The 19,653-nt window shown below is 57.9% G+C and carries 17 protein-coding genes; 8 read left to right on the top strand and 9 right to left on the bottom strand.

What is annotated here, in order from left to right:
- Window positions 1-144: 144 nt before the first annotated feature.
- The 3 genes from thrS to cysS all read left to right on the top strand — a co-directional run bounded on the left by thrS (window position 145) and on the right by cysS (window position 3,990).
- Window positions 145-2,061, top strand: a complete 1,917-nt coding sequence (gene thrS / locus CL546_RS03930; RefSeq protein ID WP_290493120.1) for a threonine--tRNA ligase — start codon at window positions 145-147, stop codon at window positions 2,059-2,061.
- 121 nt (window positions 2,062-2,182) lie between these two features.
- A complete protein-coding gene (hisI, locus tag CL546_RS03925; protein ID WP_290493119.1) occupies window positions 2,183-2,611 on the top strand; it encodes a phosphoribosyl-AMP cyclohydrolase in 429 nt (142 codons plus the stop codon).
- Window positions 2,608-3,990 (top strand): cysteine--tRNA ligase, encoded by a 1,383-nt coding sequence (gene cysS, locus CL546_RS03920; protein ID WP_290493118.1) that lies wholly within the window; start codon window positions 2,608-2,610, stop codon window positions 3,988-3,990. The genes hisI and cysS overlap by 4 nt, the downstream gene beginning before the upstream one ends.
- A gap of 273 nt (window positions 3,991-4,263) precedes the next feature.
- Here cysS and CL546_RS03915 read toward each other — a convergent pair whose 3' ends face one another.
- From CL546_RS03915 to CL546_RS03895, 5 genes are all read right to left on the bottom strand, one after another.
- Window positions 4,264-5,247 (bottom strand): bile acid:sodium symporter family protein, encoded by a 984-nt coding sequence (locus tag CL546_RS03915; RefSeq protein WP_290493117.1) that lies wholly within the window; start codon window positions 5,245-5,247, stop codon window positions 4,264-4,266.
- Window positions 5,247-5,921: a FadR/GntR family transcriptional regulator gene (locus CL546_RS03910; RefSeq protein WP_290493116.1), complete on the bottom strand. Its 675-nt coding sequence runs from the start codon at window positions 5,919-5,921 to the stop codon at window positions 5,247-5,249. Before CL546_RS03910 ends, CL546_RS03915 begins: the two co-directional genes overlap by 1 nt.
- A 77-nt stretch (window positions 5,922-5,998) precedes the next feature.
- A complete protein-coding gene (locus CL546_RS03905; RefSeq protein ID WP_290493115.1) occupies window positions 5,999-7,300 on the bottom strand; it encodes a DUF2254 domain-containing protein in 1,302 nt (433 codons plus the stop codon).
- A gap of 81 nt (window positions 7,301-7,381) precedes the next feature.
- A complete protein-coding gene (locus CL546_RS03900) occupies window positions 7,382-8,062 on the bottom strand; it encodes an START domain-containing protein (protein WP_290493114.1) in 681 nt (226 codons plus the stop codon).
- Between the two features lie 157 nt (window positions 8,063-8,219).
- Window positions 8,220-8,924: an START domain-containing protein gene (locus tag CL546_RS03895; RefSeq protein WP_290493113.1), complete on the bottom strand. Its 705-nt coding sequence runs from the start codon at window positions 8,922-8,924 to the stop codon at window positions 8,220-8,222.
- Window positions 8,925-9,100: 176 nt separating this feature from the next.
- Here CL546_RS03895 and yidD point away from each other — a divergent pair, with 176 nt between their 5' ends.
- The 5 genes from yidD (at window position 9,101) to CL546_RS03870 (ending at window position 14,045) form a co-directional block, all read left to right on the top strand.
- A complete protein-coding gene (gene yidD / locus CL546_RS03890; RefSeq protein ID WP_290493112.1) occupies window positions 9,101-9,382 on the top strand; it encodes a membrane protein insertion efficiency factor YidD in 282 nt (93 codons plus the stop codon).
- A gap of 8 nt (window positions 9,383-9,390) precedes the next feature.
- Complete coding sequence (locus CL546_RS03885; protein ID WP_290493111.1) at window positions 9,391-9,699, top strand: DUF2946 family protein; 309 nt, start codon at window positions 9,391-9,393, stop codon at window positions 9,697-9,699.
- Window positions 9,700-9,897: 198 nt separating this feature from the next.
- Window positions 9,898-11,964 carry a TonB-dependent receptor domain-containing protein gene (locus CL546_RS03880; protein ID WP_290493110.1) on the top strand — a complete coding sequence of 689 codons (2,067 nt, stop codon included), beginning with the start codon at window positions 9,898-9,900 and terminating at the stop codon, window positions 11,962-11,964.
- A 73-nt stretch (window positions 11,965-12,037) separates the two neighbouring features.
- Window positions 12,038-13,351, top strand: a complete 1,314-nt coding sequence (locus CL546_RS03875; RefSeq protein ID WP_290493109.1) for a hypothetical protein — start codon at window positions 12,038-12,040, stop codon at window positions 13,349-13,351.
- Window positions 13,352-13,526: 175 nt separating this feature from the next.
- A complete protein-coding gene (locus tag CL546_RS03870; RefSeq protein WP_290493108.1) occupies window positions 13,527-14,045 on the top strand; it encodes an outer membrane beta-barrel protein in 519 nt (172 codons plus the stop codon).
- A 165-nt stretch (window positions 14,046-14,210) separates the two neighbouring features.
- Here the strand turns inward: CL546_RS03870 and CL546_RS03865 are convergent, their stop codons facing one another.
- From CL546_RS03865 to CL546_RS03850, 4 genes are all read right to left on the bottom strand, one after another.
- Window positions 14,211-14,660, bottom strand: coding sequence for a hypothetical protein (locus CL546_RS03865; protein WP_290493107.1), 450 nt, complete (start codon window positions 14,658-14,660; stop codon window positions 14,211-14,213).
- Window positions 14,661-14,741: 81 nt separating this feature from the next.
- Complete coding sequence (locus tag CL546_RS03860; protein WP_290493106.1) at window positions 14,742-15,020, bottom strand: hypothetical protein; 279 nt, start codon at window positions 15,018-15,020, stop codon at window positions 14,742-14,744.
- A gap of 681 nt (window positions 15,021-15,701) precedes the next feature.
- Window positions 15,702-17,951 carry an alkyl/aryl-sulfatase gene (locus CL546_RS03855; protein ID WP_290493105.1) on the bottom strand — a complete coding sequence of 750 codons (2,250 nt, stop codon included), beginning with the start codon at window positions 17,949-17,951 and terminating at the stop codon, window positions 15,702-15,704.
- A 416-nt stretch (window positions 17,952-18,367) separates the two neighbouring features.
- Window positions 18,368-19,603, bottom strand: coding sequence for a Vgb family protein (locus CL546_RS03850; protein ID WP_290493104.1), 1,236 nt, complete (start codon window positions 19,601-19,603; stop codon window positions 18,368-18,370).
- Window positions 19,604-19,653: the final 50 nt, after the last annotated feature.

Raw genomic sequence — 19,653 nt, 5'->3', positions numbered from 1 at the left:
TACGTCGGTTAATCCACGACAGGCGCATTAAAGGCCGCAAAATCGCACCCCGAAGGGTGCTTAACGGCCCCCGCACCTTGAAGCGGGGGGCCTGATTGCCTACCATCTGCCGGTTCTGAGCCAATCACCTGGATCCCTTGTCTCATGAGTGTGAGCTATCAACTGCCCGATGGGGCAAGCATGGAGTTTGAGCAGCCGGCCTCCGCCTTCGAGATCGCCGGACGTATCAGCAAAAAACTCGCCAAACAGGCCCTGGCCGCCAAGGCCAACGGCAACCTGATCGACGTCTATCTGCCCATCGACGACGGCGCCACGGTGGAAATCATCACCCGGGACACCGACGAGGCCCTGGAACTGATTCGCCACGATGCCGCCCATGTCATGGCCGAAGCCGTACAGGAGCTGTTCCCGGATACCCAGGTGACCATTGGCCCGACCATTACCAACGGCTTCTATTATGACTTCCATCGGGACACCCCGTTCACACCGGATGACCTGAAAACCATTGAAAAGCGCATGCAGGACATTGTGCGCCGCAATGAGGAAATTCGGCGTGAAGTCTGGGATCGCGATGAAGCCGTGGCGTTTTTCCTGGAGAAAGGCGAGGAGTTCAAGGCCGAAATCATCCGCGACCTGCCCGCCGATCAGGAGGTAAGCCTCTACCGCCAGGGCGAATTCATCGACCTGTGTCGCGGCCCGCACCTGCCCAGCACCAGCAAATTGGGTGACGGCTTCAAGCTGACCAAGGTGGCCGGCGCCTACTGGCGTGGCGATGCCAACAACGCCCAGCTACAGCGCATCTACGGTACCGCCTGGCGCGACAAAAAAGAATTGAATGCTCACCTCAAGCAGCTTGAGGAAGCGGAAAAGCGTGACCACCGCAAACTCGCCAAGGAAATGGGCCTGTTCCATATCCAGCAGGAAGCGGTGGGCAGCATGTTCTGGCACCCGAAAGGCTGGCGCATGCGCCAGAACCTGGAAAACTACATCCGCGGCAAGATGGAAAAAGGCGGCTATCAGGAAGTCTCCACCCCGCAGATGATGGACCGCATCCTCTGGGAACAATCCGGCCACTGGGACAAGTACGGCGAAGACATGTTCACCGTCTGCACCCACGACCACAAAGAAATGGCCGTGAAGCCGATGAACTGCCCGGGCCACGTGCAGATTTTCAAGCAAGGCATCACCAGCTACCGGGACCTGCCCATTCGTCTGGGCGAATTCACCACCCTGTTCCGTAACGAAGCCCATGGCGCCCTGCACGGCCTGATGCGTGCCCGCTCGTTCAGCCAGGACGATGCTCACATCTTCTGTACCGAAGAGCAGGTCAACGAAGAAACCGCCGGTTTCATCAAGATGCTGCGCGAAGTCTATGCCGACTTTGGCTTCGACTCGTTCCGCATCAAGTTCTCCGACCGCCCGGACAACCGCGCCGGAACCGATGAAACCTGGGACAAGGCCGAAGGCGCGTTGCGCTCGGCGGTGGAGTCCCTGGGCCTGGAGTGCGAACTGAACCCGGGTGAAGGCGCCTTCTACGGCCCGAAACTGGAATTCGTGCTGCGTGACGCCATTGGCCGTGACTGGCAGTGCGGCACCCTGCAGGTGGACTTCGTGCTGCCTGACCGCCTCGATGCGGAATATGTAGCCGAAGACGGCTCCCGCCAGCGCCCGGTCATGCTGCACCGTGCGGTACTGGGCTCACTGGAACGCTTCCTGGGTATCCTGATCGAATCCACCGCCGGCCACCTGCCTCTTTGGCTGGCGCCGCGCCCGGTGGCAATCTGCACGATTACCAATTCCGCCGACGAATACGCCTCTGCCGTGCAACAGAAACTGGTTGCCGCCGGGGTACCGGCTGAACTGGATATTCGTAACGAAAAGATCGGCTTCAAGGTCCGCGAGCACTCCCGCGCCAAGACCCCGCGTATCTGGGTGATCGGCGAGCAGGAAGCACAACAGAACCAGGTGGCGATTCGCACCCTGGGCTCCCAGGCCACCGAAACCGTGGATCTGGACGAAGCCGTCGCAGCTCTGGCCGCAGCGACTCGCTTACCGATTTAACGGAGCCGCTGTAGGAGCGCCGCTTGAGGCGCGAACCAGGTTTGCCAAATTCCTCGCTGTCGCTCGGTTCGCACCTCAAGAGGTGCTCCTACATTCAGAATAGAAACGCCCTGGAGGCGTCATGTTCAAAGATAACGAACACCAACCCGAAGGCTTCCAGCTCTCCCTCGAGGACGCGCTGGACAACCTCAAATACAACAGCGACGGCCTGGTACCCGCCATTGCCCAACAGCACGACAGCGGCGAAGTGCTGATGATGGCCTGGATGAATCGCGACGCCATCGAAGAAACCCTGGCCACAGGCCGTGTCTGTTATTTTTCCCGCTCGCGGGGAAAATTATGGCGCAAGGGGGAATCCTCCGGCCAGGTGCAGATGCTGAAAGAACTGCGCATTGATTGCGACGCGGACACCGTGTTGGTGAAAGTGGACCAGACCGGCCCCGCCTGCCACACCGGCCGCCGCGACTGCTTTTACTGGAAAGCCGACGCCGACAACGTAACCATCGACAAAGCCCCCATCAAAGACCCCAAAGAGTTGTACGGCAAATGACCTTACGATTGCAGAACACCCTCAACGGGAAAAAGGACGACTTCATTCCGCTGGACCCCAAACGCATCACCCTCTACGTGTGCGGTCCCACGGTGTATAACTTCGTCCACATTGGCAACGCCCGCCCGGTGGTGGTTTTCGATGTTCTGTACCGTTTGCTGCAACGGCTCTACCCGAACGTGGTCTATGCGCGCAACATCACCGACATTGATGACAAAATCATCAAGGCGGCAGCGGAAAACGGCGAAGATATCAGTGCCCTCACCGAACGCTTTACCGCGGCCTTTGCTGACGACATGGCATCACTGAATGCCAAAACCCCGAACATCATCCCCAAGGCCACCGACCACATCCCCGAGATGATCCAGATGATCGCCACCCTGGTGGAAAAAGGGCACGCCTACGAAGCCGACGGCCAGGTGTTGTTCGCGGTGGAATCCATGCCCGACTACGGCAAGCTTTCCGGCCGCAAACTGGAAGACATGCTCGCTGGCGCCCGGGTGGAAGTAGCGGATTACAAACGTCACCCCGGCGACTTTATTCTCTGGAAACCGTCCACCGATGAGCAACCCGGCTGGGATTCCCCCTGGGGCCGTGGCCGCCCGGGCTGGCACATCGAATGTTCCGCCATGATTCACAAGCATCTGGGTGATGTCATCGATATCCACGGTGGCGGCCAGGACCTGATCTTCCCGCACCATGAAAACGAAATTGCCCAGGGCTGCTGCGCCCACGGCACCGATTATGTGCGCTACTGGCTGCACAATGGCTACATCAATATCGATGGCGAGAAGATGTCCAAGTCTTTGGGCAACTTCCGTCTGGTGCGTGATTTGCTCACCCAGTACCACGGTGAAATTCTGCGTTTCGCCCTGCTCTCCAGTCACTATCGTTCGCCGCTGAATTTCTCCGCCGACGTACTGGATAACGCCGAGAAGGGGCTGGATACGCTCTACTACGCCCTGCTGGGTCGCGGTGAAACCGTGGCGCCGGAAGCGGGCTACCAACTGCCGGACAACCACCCGGTACTGGACGCGCTGAAAGATGACCTGAACACCTCAGAAGCCGTCAGCGCCTTGCACGCCATTGCCGGCGAATTGAACAAGGCCGAGCTCAGCGACAAGCCGAAGCTCAAAGCCGAGCTGCTCGCCGCCGCCGACCTGCTCGGCCTGCTCACCGTGGACCCCACCGCCTGGTTCCAGAACAAGAACGTGAGCGAAGACGGCCTCAGCAACGACGATATCGACGCGCTGGTCGCCGAGCGCACCCAGGCCAAGAAAGACAAGAACTTCGCCCGCGCCGACGAAATCCGCCAACAACTCACCGAGGCCGGCATTCAACTGGAAGACACCCGCGAAGGCACCCGCTGGAGCAGATAGAAGAAACGCGGCACATATCAACTCCAGGTAACAGCGCGCCCAACAAAGGGGCGCGCTGTTGGTTTACCTCCAGTTGTAGGAGCACCTCTCGAGGTGCGAACCAGGCGGATCAGGAACGCCTGATCGCCCTCCCGGGCGATTCCCTCGCTGCGCTCGGTTCGCTCCCTGGAAGGGAGCTCCTTACAGCAGCTTCGTAGCGCGTGTAGGTCGTATTAGGCCGAAGGCCGTAATCCGACAAACCCACGCTCAAGATGCCCTACCAAGGCTTGCAGGTTACGCCGCTTGCGCTTCAACCTTGCGCCGGTAATACCCGGCCAGGAACGCCCCGCAAAGAATCTGGATCTGGTTGTAGCACATGATCGGCAGCACGATCATGCCGAAACCCGGGTTGGCCACGAACAGTACCTTGGCCATGGGCAAACCGGAGGCCAGGCTTTTCTTCGAACCACAAAACACCGCCGCGATTTCATCCGCCAGGCTCAAGTCCAGGCGCCGCGCCAACAACATGGATAAACCAATCACCAGTGCCAGCAACAACAAGCACAAGCCCACCGCCAGCAACAACGACGCCACCGGCAACTGCTGCCACAGGCCTTCGTTCACCGACTCCGAAAAGGCCACATACACGATCAGCATAATCACGCCCTGATCGTAACGGCCTATAAAACCGGGCCAACGTGTTAACAGCTCCACCAGTTTCGGGCGCAGCAACTGCCCGAGGGCAAACGGCAGCAGCAGCTGCAGGATGATCCCTTTCAGCGCCCCTGCAACATCAAAGGCACCATCACCGCTGGCGGACACCATCAACATCAACAGGAAAGGGGTGAGCATCATGCCGAACACATTGGAGGCCGCAGCACTGCATACCGCTGCCGGCACATTGCCCCGCGCCATGGCAGTGAACGCGATGGAAGAGGAGACAGCGGAGGGCAACACCCCCAGATACAGAAAGCCCAACGCCAGTTCTGGCGGAATCCACTGCGGTGCCAGCAAGGTCACCGGCAACACCGCCAACGGGAAGACCACAAAGGTCAGCGAGGAAATGAACAGATGCAACCGCCAGTGAGTCGCCCCGGCCAGCACCTGTTTGCGAGACAGCGCCGCCCCGTGCACAAAGAACAGCACCGCCACTGCCAGCGTAGACAGCTGCGACAGCCCCATTGCCAGGCCACCACCAGCCGGCCACACCGTGGCAGCAACAATCACCATTAACAGTAACAGGGTAAAGCCATCCAGCCGGCGCAACAGCCCCATCATCAGGACGCCTGCAACGCCGCCAGCGCAGGCGCCAGCATCGCCCGCACCTGCTGCTCGGCGGCGGACGCATCGCCCCGCTCCACCGCCGCCAGTAAGGCTTCATGGTCTTGCTGGCTGGGTTCCGGCAGAGAGTCATCGTATTCCGTGCGCGCAATGGTGCGCGCCACCGCTTCACTGAAATAGCGGTACAGCTCCGCCAGCGCCCGGTTATGGGCCGCGGCAATCATGGCCTGGTGAAAAGCGCGATCATGCTGAATGCGCAGGGGCAGGTTGGCCCCCGCTGCACCGCGTGCCGCCAACGCGGAGTGCATGGCGTCCAGATCAGGCCCATCACGGCGCTGGGCTGCCAGCCGAGCGGCCTCGGCTTCCAACGCCATCCGCATTTCCAGCTGATCGCGCAGGGTACTGCGCTCCATCCTTCGCAATGCTTCGGTGGGGTCCAGCCGGGCACGCACAAAGGTGCCGGCGCCCTGCCGGGTTTCCAGCAGCCCCGCATGCACCAGCACCCGCACGGCTTCACGCACCGTGTTGCGCCCCACGCCGAATTGCTCACTGAGCCGGGATTCGGTGGGAATGCGCTCGCCCACCGGCCACTCACCACGCGCCACGGCGCTGCGTAATTCAGCCACCGCGCTATCCACCAGAGAAAGACGAGGTAATTTCGCTTTATTCATCTGGTCATCCTATGAATTTAAAGAAATCATCCCATGAATATAGCGAGCACTCAAGCCGACCTTGTAGCGCAGCCCTTTCAAATCTTCAGGGTCAGCTGGTCCTCCCGCGACAGGCTATCTCGCACCTGTGTGACCCAGTGGCGTCGTTGCTGCTGTATAGGGCCCACCCTCTCAGCCGGCACCGTGCGTTCCAGCATGGCCAGCGAGCTACCCAGCGTGGCCAAAACTGCCAGATTGCCCCGGGCATTGCGGGCGATCTGCGCAAAGGCGGCCTCCACATAGTCGGCGAAGTCTCGCTGCTGGCATTGCAGCCGCAGCTGCCCATTCACCCGCCGAAAGGGCTCCGGCATATGGCGACCGGACAGGTCCGCAATCACCGCCCCCAGGTACAACACGCATTGCTCGGCAGTGGTGGAATCGTTGATCCCCGGGGACAGGGCTTTAATGGCAATATCCACCAGCTGGCGGATGCCAAAGGCAGGATCCTGCTCGATGGTGCGGTGACGGTTGATCACGTAACAACGCAACAACGCCGCGCATCGCTCTTCTCCCCAGCCCGGGCCATGCAGGTACAACAATGGTTGCCCCTGCACCACAAACTCGCCCACCGCCACGCGCATGGTAATCAGCTGCCCTTGGGCATCCGCCTCTTTGACCAGGCCGTTCAGGTACACCTGTTGCACAAACCCGGTGAGCGGCGCCGCTAACGGATACCCGCCCGGCTTATGGCTGTAACCATCACCATCGAGATCCACCACCACCGCCTCCGCTCGCAATGCCGCCGGATTTTCGGCGACCCGCCCGAACGCCTGATCGTAGCGCTGGGCGATGGCGGCCTGGGTGTCTTCGGTGATTTTCGCCACCACCTGGGACACCTGGATCGAACTGGCAATGTGGTGAATAAAATAGATCAGCAGCGCCAGGCCGACGAATGCCCCCAGCAACGCCACCATCACGGCAACGCCATGCCCCAGCAACAACGAGTCCGCAGGCAGGCTGCGCAGCACGAGTAAACAATAGGCAAACACGCCGACAATCACGGCCAGCGTCAATTGATTGATCCGGTCGGCCATGTAATCGCGTAGCAGGCGCGGGGAATACTGGCTGGCCGCCTGGGCCAACACCAGCATGGTAATGGAGAAGGTCACACCGGCCACGGTGATCATGGAACCGGCGATGGTGGTCAGCACCGCGCTGGCACCTTCCGGGTTTACCGCCAGCAGGTAAGCCCACCAATGTTCCCTGGCATCCGGCAACTCGCCGGGGATGGCCGTGAGGATAAAGGCCAGCAGCGATGCCGCCACCAGAAAACAGGCTGGCAGCAACCACATGCTGGAACGTAACTGGGTATACCACTGCTGAAACCGTGCCAGCACCATGGCTCGCCCTCGTCTCCTTGCCCGGGCGGATACCCCGGGTGCGTGACTCCATGAACTCACCCGGGCAGACGTGCCGGGGAATCAGTCCTCAAGGGACAGTGTGTCCATCCCCGGCAATGGCGGCAAATCTTTCCGTGTAGCATTGGCGAAACGCGGCTTTTCCAGCTGAACCTTCAACCCCTGCAAGGTTTCCAGCGGTGCCTTGGTCGCCACCAGATTGGCCAGCCACACCGGCACGCTGCCGCCCGGGTCCACGAAGGTTTCAAACTGCACCCGCACCCAGCCATCTTCCATGGGGGTAATAACAAACTGGTTATCCAGCGCGGGGATGCGCACGAAACCATCCTGCTTTTCCAACACGCCATCGGCGTTCACGCTGTGTAATGTAATGGAACCGGTGTCTTCGTTCTGGCTCAGGGTATTGGCCAGCACCACATCCCGATCCGACACCGGCCAGATACCATTAAAGCGCATGTGAATTTCTTCACGGTCTTCCACGGATAACCGCTTGGCGCCCTGATTCTGGAAAATCCATTCGGGGAAGGTGTCCACGGCGGTGATCACCGCCAGTACCGAGGTGGCTGACGCCTTCACCTCGACAATGCCCTTGAAGGCTTTGACCGGGCTATTGGAGACATCGCGCACATAGGTGGTGACATCCCCCTTGTCCTTGCCTTCATGATTGGTTTTCCAATTCGCCGCCCAGGCCGGGTTCGCCAGCATAAGGGGGGCCAGCAACAGTGCCACAAACAGTGCTCGCAAAAGTTTTCTCCTCACTTGTCAAAATACGCTAAACAGCATGCTGGCCGCAGTATGCGGCCAGGGGGCGGGGAAACAAGCGCCGGCCGGGGGATTGGCCCCAATTACCGGCGCTCCTCTTTATTAACCCTGGTAACCCTATTAGAGCCAACAGCCTTGTTCATTCCGGTGTATGGCTCTGCGGCAAGTCCATGCCTTTCAATTCCGGGTAGCGTTTCAGGGCGCTATCCAGCTTGGCATTCTGATAGGTTTCACTGCTGGCCATCTCACGCAATCCCTGCAGGGTTTCCTGGGGCGCCTTGTGGGAAATCACGTTCGCCACCGATGACACATTGCCGCCCGGGTCGATAAAAGTTTCAAACTCGATGCGGGTCCAGCCATTGTCCAGCGGCGTCAGGATGAACTGGTCTTCCAGCGCGGCAACGCGCACATAACCCTCCTGCTCCGGCTCACCGTCCACCGCGTGGGAGGCCAGGGTAATGGCACCGGTTTCCTCATTCTGGGTGGTCCGGGTCTTGATCAGGGCATCGCGGTCCTTGGCCGGCCAGATGCCTTTGAAACGAATGTAGGCCTGATCGTTATCACGCAGTTCCAGCGACTGGCACTGATACAACCATTCGGAACACGCACTGGCATCGGCCATTACCGCCAACACGCTCAATACCGGCGCCTGCACTTCGGTGACACCCCGAAACGCTTTTACCGGGCTGTCCTCCATGGCTTTTTCATAGGTGCTGATATCCGTGCGGGCGCTGCCTTCGTTCACGGTTTCCCAATCTGCTGCCATGGAACCGGCAGACAACATCAGGGTAACGGCCAGTGCTGAGACGCGTACCGGGCGGGTCCATCCTGTGGCTTTTTTCATGGTCTCTCCTTGCTACCTTGCTGCTTCCATTGCCGTTGCAGTGTCATGAAATCACAACGTTTTTTTATCACTGTGCGTATTACGACCATGGAACAGCGCTGGTATCTCCCCACGCGATGGCTATATCATGGATTTTTTACAACTCACAACATTTAACGACAGGCAGAAATTCGCTCGTGAAATCGCTTCTGCTTGGCGCCATCTGGCTATACCAGAAGGCGCTAAGCCCCTGGATAGGCAATCAATGCCGCTTCTACCCCACCTGCTCGGAATATGCCCGGCAGGCGGTAGTTGCCCATGGCAGCCTGCGCGGCAGCGCACTGGCAGCAAAGCGACTGTGCAAGTGCCATCCCTGGCACCCGGGTGGTTTTGACTATGTACCCGGCACCGAGCCCGACCAGGAACAGCACCGTTGCACACCGCTCTGCGGTGACAATAACGGGGGTACGTCACAATGATCCCCGCCATGCTGAGCCAATACCGTCGCGGCCTTTCCCTGTCTCTGGTGCTCGGGCTGTTCTGTGCCCAGCTGCTGCTGGCATGGCACGCCCCAGCCCACATCGACGCCGGCCAACACAGCCCCACCAAGGAGCTGCTGGCTTCCGCTGATTGCCAGGTATGTACCCATGGGCACGGCCTGCTGGCCTTGCCCAGCGTTTACAACACCCCCGTCACTCAACGGGTGGAACCCACCCCGCTGCCTCTCACCACCACCGTGGTTCACCGCAGCGAACGCAACCCCTATCCACCCCGCGGCCCTCCTGTCTCTGCCTGATTCCCGTTACTGATCCCTGATCATACTGGCGCATCGCCTTTTGCCCCTCTCAATGAGAGCCGGGCCTGCTGCGCCTGCCTGCGATCAGCAACAAACGTGTTTCCGGCACGAGTCCGGCCAGCTGCTTTCTTTTCGGCTGCGCCCTTTTACTCGCGCCCTCATTCATGCCCTGCATGAACGCTAGAGACAGAGGTAGTTATGATATTTCGACGCCAGACCCTGACCGGGTGCGTCGCCGTGGCCCTGTTGGTGCCCACGGCAGTATTGGCCGATGCTGAAAACAACAGCGCAGCCGCCGACCAGGCCCACGAGCTGAAGCAAGTGGACGTGTCCGCCCTGCCGCTGGGCAGTGACAGCCCCAGCACACCCTATTCGGTGATGGACCAACAAACCCTCACCCAGAAAGGCCAGAACACCCTCGGGGAAACCCTGAAAGACCAGCCCGGTGTCCACAGTGACACCTTTGGCGGCGGCGCCAGCCGACCCGTCATTCGCGGTCAGGGCGGCCCACGAGTGGGGGTGCTCAATGATGGCTCCCAGGTACTGGATGCCTCCAGTATCTCCCCTGATCACGCGGTCACGGTGGACCCCCTGCTGGCGCGCCAGATAGAAGTGCTGCGCGGCCCATCCACCCTGCTCTATGGCAGCGGTGCCAGCGGTGGTGTTGTGAATGTGCTGGACAGCCGCATCCCCACCCAGCGCCCTCGCGAAGACGTGGAGGGTTTCGTGGCAGCCCGGGCCAATACCGTGGCCGATGAGAACGCCACTGCCGCCGGCCTCACCGTCTCTGCCACCGACAATCTGGTGTTTCGGGTGGAAGGCAGTCGCCGCGACGCAGACGACTACGAAGTGAATGGCTTCGAAGAACTCACCGTGCCCGGCACCTATGCGGAAAGCGACAATGGCAGCATTGGCGCCTCCTGGATCGGGGATCAGGGCTACTTCGGCATGGCCTACAGCTATCGCCGCGACAACTACGGCCTGCCCGGCCACAGCCACGAATTCGAGGAGTGCGAGGCCAGCGGCACCAGCCTGAGCTGCCCCACCTCTTCACATACCCATGACCATGGCGAGGTTGTCCCCTATGTGGACCTGGCCAGCCGCCGGGTGGATGCCCGTGGTGAATACCGCGAGCCCTTCGCCGGGGTGACCGCCATTCGCTTCCGTGGCAATCACACCGATTATCGCCACCACGAAATTGAGGAAGGCGCCATCGGCAGCACCTTCACCAACAGGGGCGGCGATGCGCGACTGGAAGTGGAACACAAACCGCTGGGTAACTGGCGCGGCGTTGTGGGCCTGCAGTACACCCAATTCGACTTCAGCTCACTGGGTGGCGAAGCCTTCGTGCCGAAGACAGAGACCGAATCCATTGCCGTCTTTGCGGTAGAGGAATACATCCTCAATGAGCAATGGTCCTTTGAGCTTGGGGCGCGCCAGGAGCACCTGACGCAAACACCGGACGACCGCAATGGCCAGGCTCTTGCCAAAGTCACCGCGGACAATGCCTCTTTCTCGGGCGCAGCCAACTGGGCCTTTGTGCCCGGTTATGAGTTGGTGTTGTCTGTGGGTCACTCTGGCCGTGCACCCAGCGCCCAGGAGCTCTATGCAGAAGGCGTTCATCTGGCGACCAACACTTACGAGTGCGGCCTGCTCAGCGACTGCGGTGGCGGGCAGAGCGATCTGGATGACGAAGTCAGCCTCAACGCCAACCTGAACCTGCGCAAGACCCAGGGCGACTGGCTGTTTGATCTGGGCATCTTCGAAAACCGCATCAACAACTACATCTATGCCCGTACCCTCGACCAGATCGAAGACTTTCGTCTGATCAAGTACAGCCAGCGTGACGCCACCTTCACCGGTGCCGAAGCCTCGCTAAGCTACTACGGCATCGACCCGGTAGGGATCACGGTCTTTGGTGATACGGTGCGCGCGACCTTCGATGATGGCGGCTACCTGCCCCGCATCCCCGCCAAACGGCTAGGCACGCGTCTCAATAGCTACTTGGGCAACTTCGACGGAGAACTGGAGTTCTACCGCAGCTTTGCACAGGACCAGATCGCTGGCTTTGAGGACACCACCCCGTCCTACGACATGGTCAACGCGACCCTTAGCTACCGGCTCCGTGGCGACCAGCGCTACACCTTCTATGTGCGCGGCAACAACCTGTTAGGAGAAGAAGTATTCAACCACTCTTCCTTCCTTGCCAGCACCGTGCCGGAGCCAGGTCGCAACGTCACCGTGGGTACCCGCATTGAATTTTAAGCCGCAACGTTAACGGCATCTGTGCCGGCGCCTTTACTCCGCCGGACACAACAACACGAATATGGAGAACACCATGCAACGCATGATGAAAAACCTGAAACAAAACGCAGCCCTGCCCCTGTCCCTGCTTGCCGCCCTCGCCATGGCCGGCTGTAACGAAACCGGCACCAGCTCGCTGGGCAGCAGTGAAGATGAACACGACCATGCCGAGAGTGATCATCCCGGCCGACTGGTGATTGCCGCCGATGACGACGGCACCCAGCTGTATGTGTATGACCTGGAGGCCGGCGCCCTGCTACCCGGCACCCTCTCCCTGGACCACGACGCCAGCGCGCTTTACACCAGCCCGGGCAAGCGCTTTGTCCTGGCCATGCAACGAGACGACAACCAGGTACAGATCGTCGATGGCGGGCTCTACCTGCATGACGACCATGTGGACGAAGTGATCCCCACCTTTGCGGGCACCCTCACCGGCCCGGCGCCCACCCACTTCCGGGTCCACGGAGAACAGGCCGCCCTGTTCTATGACGGCGATGCCGCCAGCGCCGTCATGGCCAAGGTGGAACTGCTCACTGATGAATCGCTGGAAACCGCTTCCAGCGTAGCCAGCCAGACCCTCGCCAGTGCCCACCATGGTGTGGCCGAGCCCCGCGGCGATGTACTGCTGGCCACCTTCCGCACTGCCGCTTCCGGCCTCCCGGAAACCGTTGATGTCTACCATCAGCATGGCGATCACTATCACAAGGAAGACACCATCGCGCCGACTTGCCCGGACCTTCATGGCGCCGGCTCCAACGAAGACTACTCGGTGTTCGGCTGTAGCGACGGCATCCTGATCGTCCATCAGGACGGAGAGGATTTCACCGCCGAGAAAGTCACCAACGCCACTCTTGGCCTGGGGGCCGGCGAGCGTATCGGCAGCTTCGACAGTCATCACGAACTGAGCCACTTTGTGGGTTATGCCGGTGACCGTATCCTTGTCATCCACCCGGAAGACGGTGACGCCGAAGAACTGGACTGGACCGAAGGCGCCGCCGTAACACTGGAAAGCCACCGCCTGGATCCCCACGGGGAACACCTTGTGTTGCTGGATGATGCCGGTGACCTGCGTATTTTCGACACCGCTGACTGGAGTGAGCACGCCCACGTGGAAGATGCCATCGCCCCGGGCAATACCCAAATGGCCGTGGCCGGCGAGCCTGCGCATATCTTTCTTTCGGATACCGACAACAACGCCATCGTTGTCGTGCATCTTGAAGAAGGCAGCCTGGAATCCCCACTCAGCCTGACCTTCCCGCCCGCAGCATTGGCCTGGGCCGGTCTTGATAGCGACCATGAAGAAGAACATAGCGACGAAGACGAGCACGATCATGACGACGACCACTAAGCTCTGAACCACAGGAGGCCGCCTGCAGGCGATGCACTTTGCATCCCCTGCAGGCACCCCCGCCCCTCCCGCCCTTCCCTAACATCCCCTCAAACGGCCCGGTCGCCGTCGCCCCCACTTTTCACTACAATCACTCTATTATTGCGTCGAGACTTCACATCCAGTGGGAGAACCCATGAAAAAAGTATTGTTTGCCGCTGCTTTGGCAATGCCCCTTTTCGCCAACGCCGGCGGTTTTGCCGGTATCGATATCATCAGCAGCGACATCGAGCCGGATAACACCACCTCCAGCGCTGACCCCAAAGCCCTGCAATTCAAGTTCGGCAGCTGGATCAACCGCGACGAAACCCTCGGTGGCGAAGTACGCCTGGGCCTGGGCGTCGGTGAAGATGAGCTGAGCAACAACGTGGACGTGGAAATCGACCGTTACTACGGCGCCTACTTTCGCGGCCAGTTCCCCAACACCATGCCGGTACGCCCCTACGGCCTGATCGGTGCCACCTACATGGAAACCACCGAGAAAAACGCTTTCGGCGGCTCCGACGGGGAAAACTACAAAGACCTGTCTTTGGGCCTGGGAGTAGATTTCACCATCACCAAAACCCTGTTCATCAACCTGGAATACATGCGGGTGGTGGATCGCAGCGGCGACGAAGTGACCAACCTGGGACTGGGCCTGAACGGCCGGTTCTGATCAGGACATGCAGCACGCTTCAGGCATCACGCTGCACGCAAAACGCCCACCGAAAGGTGGGCGTTTTTTTGTTGTGGGGTTTGTCGGTGAGGCTGGGCAGGTTCTTTGATTAGGAGAAGGTGTCCACTAAAGCTCGGGAACTACATTTTCCGGTGCAGCCACTTGTTATGGCTGGACTTTGCCCATACCTACCCATTGCACTTTAAATGCTTGTTCTTTTTTCACGTGATCAATTACCAAGACGCCAATGGCAATTACAAATTGGTCTCCAGAGTTGAAACCATTAAAGTCCTTAAACCGTGGCACCAGCGTAGCATTATTAAGTGTGTACTTCGTTACGCCAGGCTCCCAATACGCTGTATATTGATGCTCATTATCGATTATGAGTTGAATCGCGTTTGGTTCATTTGATTCTTGCCCAAGGATAGCCGGAAATTTATAGTTTGAAGCATCTAGCTCAATTTCAATAGCTGGTTTTATTGCGTAGTATTCGCCCACTTGACCTTCGGCCAGCCCCATTTGGATATGCTGTTCATCAACTGTAATTACTTGTATTCCCGCCGCACTAGCAGTGACTGAGGCAATACCAAATAACGATGCTAGGAATTTCTTCATGACTCTCCATTTGGGCCATAACGCCGCGCTCTGCGGCAAATTTGGAGCGCAGCGGAAAATTTGTCCGCCAGCAGCGCGTTGTTAAGCATTTGATTCATCAATTTCATTAATTATTTCTTTTAAGCGGCTATCCCCGCACCCGAACTTATTTGTATCAAAGACATAGTAAAGGTAACCCTCATTTACTACATTTTGATAGCCAATGGTTGCGGCCACATCTGGATAAACAGCTAATGCTTCAATAATGCGGTTGGCATAATTGACGGCAGGAGTCTTCGTCCCCTCAACCGCTGCCACTCCGTGTTCAACTACCGCATCAACTGCATCGTAAATATTGTCTGCGTGTCCGTAAATTTTCATGTTTATCCTTAACTGCTTAACAGCGTATTCAGTCGAACCGTTCGACATATCTTTTTTCGACATAACTCTTAATCAACCACCGCCCGCCTCCGCCATAAGATCCAGTCAACACAATAGGATAGAGAAAAGTTGATAACCTTTCTCACCTGACAAAACTCGAATCAGCGGGTTATTTCCTGAGTTATCCCGAATTCCCCTTTCCCTGAAAATCACTTTATATCAACTGTTTAGCTTTTTCTGTAAGCCATATCCTACAAGCAAGACACCCTCGTCCGGTGAGCATGAGGCAGGGACCGCTCGGGCAGACACAAAAAAGCCCGGGGACTTCCGTCACCCGGGCTTGAGGGTTGCGCCTCTGGTTATCGCTCTCCCCTAGCGATCCTCATACCGTTGGTGCTTGAAGAAGATGCCGGTATCGCCGAACTGGGACAGAGTAAACGGGACGCCATGACCAGCTCACCAACCTTGGTGGCACTATTGCGGCGTTCACGGGCGTAGCGTGCGGTTACTCAGGGCCAGAGGGACGTTTTTATTGAGGGGGACATGAGGATCAGATCTTGCTTTTTCTACCTCATAAAAAACCGCGCCTAGGCGCGGTTTTTTATGGTGCAGGAGCTTGCCACCTGCACCGCCGACACTGGCCGATCAGCAATAACAACAAGCCCCATCACGCAGTTTGAATCAGCCTCCGGAAGTATCCGCTGCCGGGGCTTGCTCAAATGCCCCACGCTCAGTAGATGACTGCTCTCCTCCAGTGCCGGGCATAATTTCGAAACCAATATCAAACTGCGTCAGCAGCGTTTTCAGGGTCTCGTAGGGGGCTCTGTCCCCATCCAGGCTCGCTTTTCCAGATTCAATTTGCTCATCGAAGCTGACTTTACCCATCATGGTTTTTTCAAGATCGGCCCGATCAATGGTAATGGTCAGATCGGCATCATCCTCCTGAAAGCCCTTGATATTGGTGAGCGTGCCGTTACTCAGTTCGAGAATAAACGTCTCATCGTTATCCGGCGTGACCAGATTGATGGTAAAGGCCTTGCCCGCCGCTTTCTTGCTATCCAGCCTTACGCCCAGGAAATCCAGCCAAAGTTCAGTGGCCATTGCCCGCGTCATATCCGGGCCACTGGTGTTGGTTGAGCTACCCGTGGGGATACCGTTGCGAAGCTCATACGCTGCCGCCAGAAAGCTGTTCCGAACACTGGGGCTTTCCTGCTGATAACCAATCTGCTCAAACGTATCCGCCAGCAAGTCTTTGGCTTTCTGGTTATCCGGCTCGGCATAGACCAACTTGTTGAGAATTTCCTGGCTCAGCTTGTATTCACCCTCTTCGTACAGCTTCTGGGCTTTCTTGATGATCTTTTTGGAGCCGCCCATCATGTCGACAAACAAGGGAGCTGAGTCCGCCGGAGACAATGGAATCAAGGTTGTCGGATTGGCATCCCAGTAGCCCAGATACCGGTTAATCACCGCACGCGAATTATGTTCCACCGAGCCATGGTAGCTCCGTGCCGCCCACTGCTTCTGCAACGACTCCGGCACTTCATAAACATTATGGATTTCATTGATGGTAACGCCCTGGTTTGCCAGATACAGCACACCGTTATTCAGATTCGCATACGCGTCGCGCTGGGCACGCATCACTTCCTGAATACGGTCATTCCCCCAGCGCGGCCAACTGTGTGAAGCGAACATCACATCGGCGTCCTGGCCAAACATATATAGCGCATTGTTGATCTGTTTGGACCATTCCAGAGCATCGCGTACCAGCGCGCCCCGCAAGGTATAAATATTATGGATTGTGCCGGTGATATTCTCACCCGCCCAGAACGCTTTCATATCCGGAAAATAGGTATTCATTTCCGCAGGTGCTTCGGTGCCGGGAGTGTTCTGGAACACCATTTTGACCCCGTCCACCGTCAGCTCTTCGATATCCTTCTCGATAATGCGAGTGGGCGGAATCAAGCCGGTATTCCCGGAAGACGTAATTTTCCCGATGGCCTGGTCCACATGCCCATAGGGGCTTCGTGGCAACAGCACGCCGTATTGATAGTACATACGGCGATTCATCGCGTTCCCGGCATACACGTTCTCGGAAACCGCGTGGTCCATGAAGCCAACAGGAGCAATAATTTCAACTTTCCCGTCACGTACATCGGCTTCATCCACAACCCCGCGAACACCACCAAAATGGTCGGCATGAGAATGCGAATAAACAACCGCTACAACGGGTCGCTCACCGAGCTGCTCATTGACAAATTTCAGGGCTGCGGCCGCCGTTTCTTTACTGGTCAGCACATCAAAAACAATCCAGCCCTTCTTGCTTTTAATAAAACTGATATTGGAAAGGTCATAACCTCGGACCTGGTAAATCTTGCCGGGCAAGACTTCATACAGGCCATAATTCATATTGAGAATGGCCTGACGCTGCAGAGAGGGATGAATGGAATCGAAGTCTTTGCCATCCAGAAGCCAATCGTAGCTGCCCATATCCCAGGCTACGTGACCGTCTTCCGCCTTGATCTGTTTGTAATCAGGTGCAGCAATGAACCCTTTCTTGTGTTCATCGAAATCCCGCGTGTCATTAAACGGCAGGAAAGACCGCATTTCATTCTGGAACTCAACGGTATACTCAGAGGGTGGATTGCCCTTCTCATCAAAATGCCTGGAAGGATCGGCTGTTAGCACCGCCCCACCCCCACCGGCAGCCATCACCTGCGAGGCCAAAGCCCCTGTCAGGCATAGCGAGCCAACAACTTTGTATACATTCTTCATTGTCACTCTCCATAGTGATAAATCAGCTTGAGCCATTCCCGATCGAGCCACCAAAGACTGGCCGCTTCTCTGATTGACATATTGTCCGTGACGAACAGATGAAGCCCTCGCGACTTTCCTTTTATCGCACATGCCGTAAAGGGCCTCCTCAAGCACCATAGTACATATAATTGCACTATGCGACGGGATTCTGCTGAGCAAACCATCACACATTGATCTGCGCCAATAAACGTTGTGAAGTGGTTTGGAGAGCGCAGCAAGCGGGGAGCGCCAAAGAGAGGTAGGGGCGGGGCAATAAAGGCCTGCCCCGGGGACCGGTGTGAACTTCAGCATCACCAAAACCCTGTTCATCAACCTGGAATACATGCGGGTGGTGGATCGCAGCGGCGACGAAGTGACCAACCTGGGACTGGGCCTGAACGGCCGATTCTGATCAGGACATGCAGCACGCTTCAGGCATCACGCTGCACGCAAAACGCCCACCGGAAGGTGGGCGTTTTTGGTGGGATGTAAGCGGGTCGCAAGACTGAAGTTCGAGAGCGTCACGTTTTGGGTTCCCCTCGCAGCAGCAAAACTCAGTCGTCGATCTCGACCCGAATAATGCGGTTCGTTGCACTCTGGTGGATCAGCAGATCTCCGTCACGTGTCGGGCGCATGTGGCGCACAATACCGGAAAATATCTCGCCGGATGGGATCGGCCAGCTCTGAAATGTCTCAGTGGCAGGGTCGAAACGCACAAGCGGGTCCGGGCGCATGCCCGACTCGTTATACCAGACAATTCCATCCACGATCGCGATTGCGTAAGGATGAGAAGTCGGACCGCTCGGCGACGGCCACTCCTTGATTTCACCGTTCTCCGGGTCATAACGCCCCAACCGGCCACGCCCGGAATTCACATACCAGATCATGCCGTTATCCGCGATATCCAGCCGGCGCACGGTTGTCTCTTCATGGGGCAGCGTAATTTCTGTCATCTCCATCGTCTCTGGCTCGATTTTCACCAGACAGTTACTTCCATTACATGCAACCCAGGGAATGCCTTTCGCGTCGACCTTAATGCCGTAAGGCCGTGAACCTGCCGTCGGCATCGACTTCAAGCGAATATCACCATTACGCGGATCGAGCCGGCCAACCTGATTGGAATGCTGGAGCGTAAACCAGAGCAGGCCGTTGGCATCAAATACCGCGGTATGTGGATCACGAGCGTTGGGATCAGGCATATCGTAGACTTTGATATCCCCACTGGCCGGACTAAGTCGGCCCACAGTCCCGTTTTTGTTGCCCATAAACCACACGTCACCATCACTACCCACCGTCACGGAATGGGGCATTGCCCCTGCAGGAAGCGCATACTCACGCATCTCTCCGCTTGCCGGGTTGATCTGGCCGATCAGGTTGCCCCATTGACCCGCCCACCATATCGAGCCATCAGGTGCTTCAACCGGATCACGCGAACGTTGGCCACGGGTCGGCACGACCCATTCATGAAACTCAACTCGCGTATCACCGTCGACAAGTGTTGGGGCACGGCGCTGGTTCGGTGGAAAATGTTCCGCAAGGTAATCCGCAATGCCATCCCGGCGCTCGGGACTGTCGGACAGGTCGATCATGGTCTCGATTAACGCCAGCCAACCACTGCGGCTATACCCCAGGCTTTCAGGAATGCGATCAACCGCGTGACAGGTAGAGCACAGTGTTTCAACCGTTCCGCGACTCTCCCCATCGGGCAGACTGGCGCCAAAAACAGGCGCTGAACCGGCCGCAAGAAAAGTCGAGAATACAGCAAGGCGAGCATTGAAGAGTTTGGCCACAAATCACCTATGTCATGTTCAAAAAACAGAACAAAAACTCAAAGACACTG

Origin of the sequence: Alcanivorax sp. (genome assembly GCF_002726155.1) — a bacterium.
Lineage (GTDB): Bacteria > Pseudomonadota > Gammaproteobacteria > Pseudomonadales > Alcanivoracaceae > Alcanivorax.
This window is presented reverse-complemented; position numbering and strand designations above follow the sequence as displayed.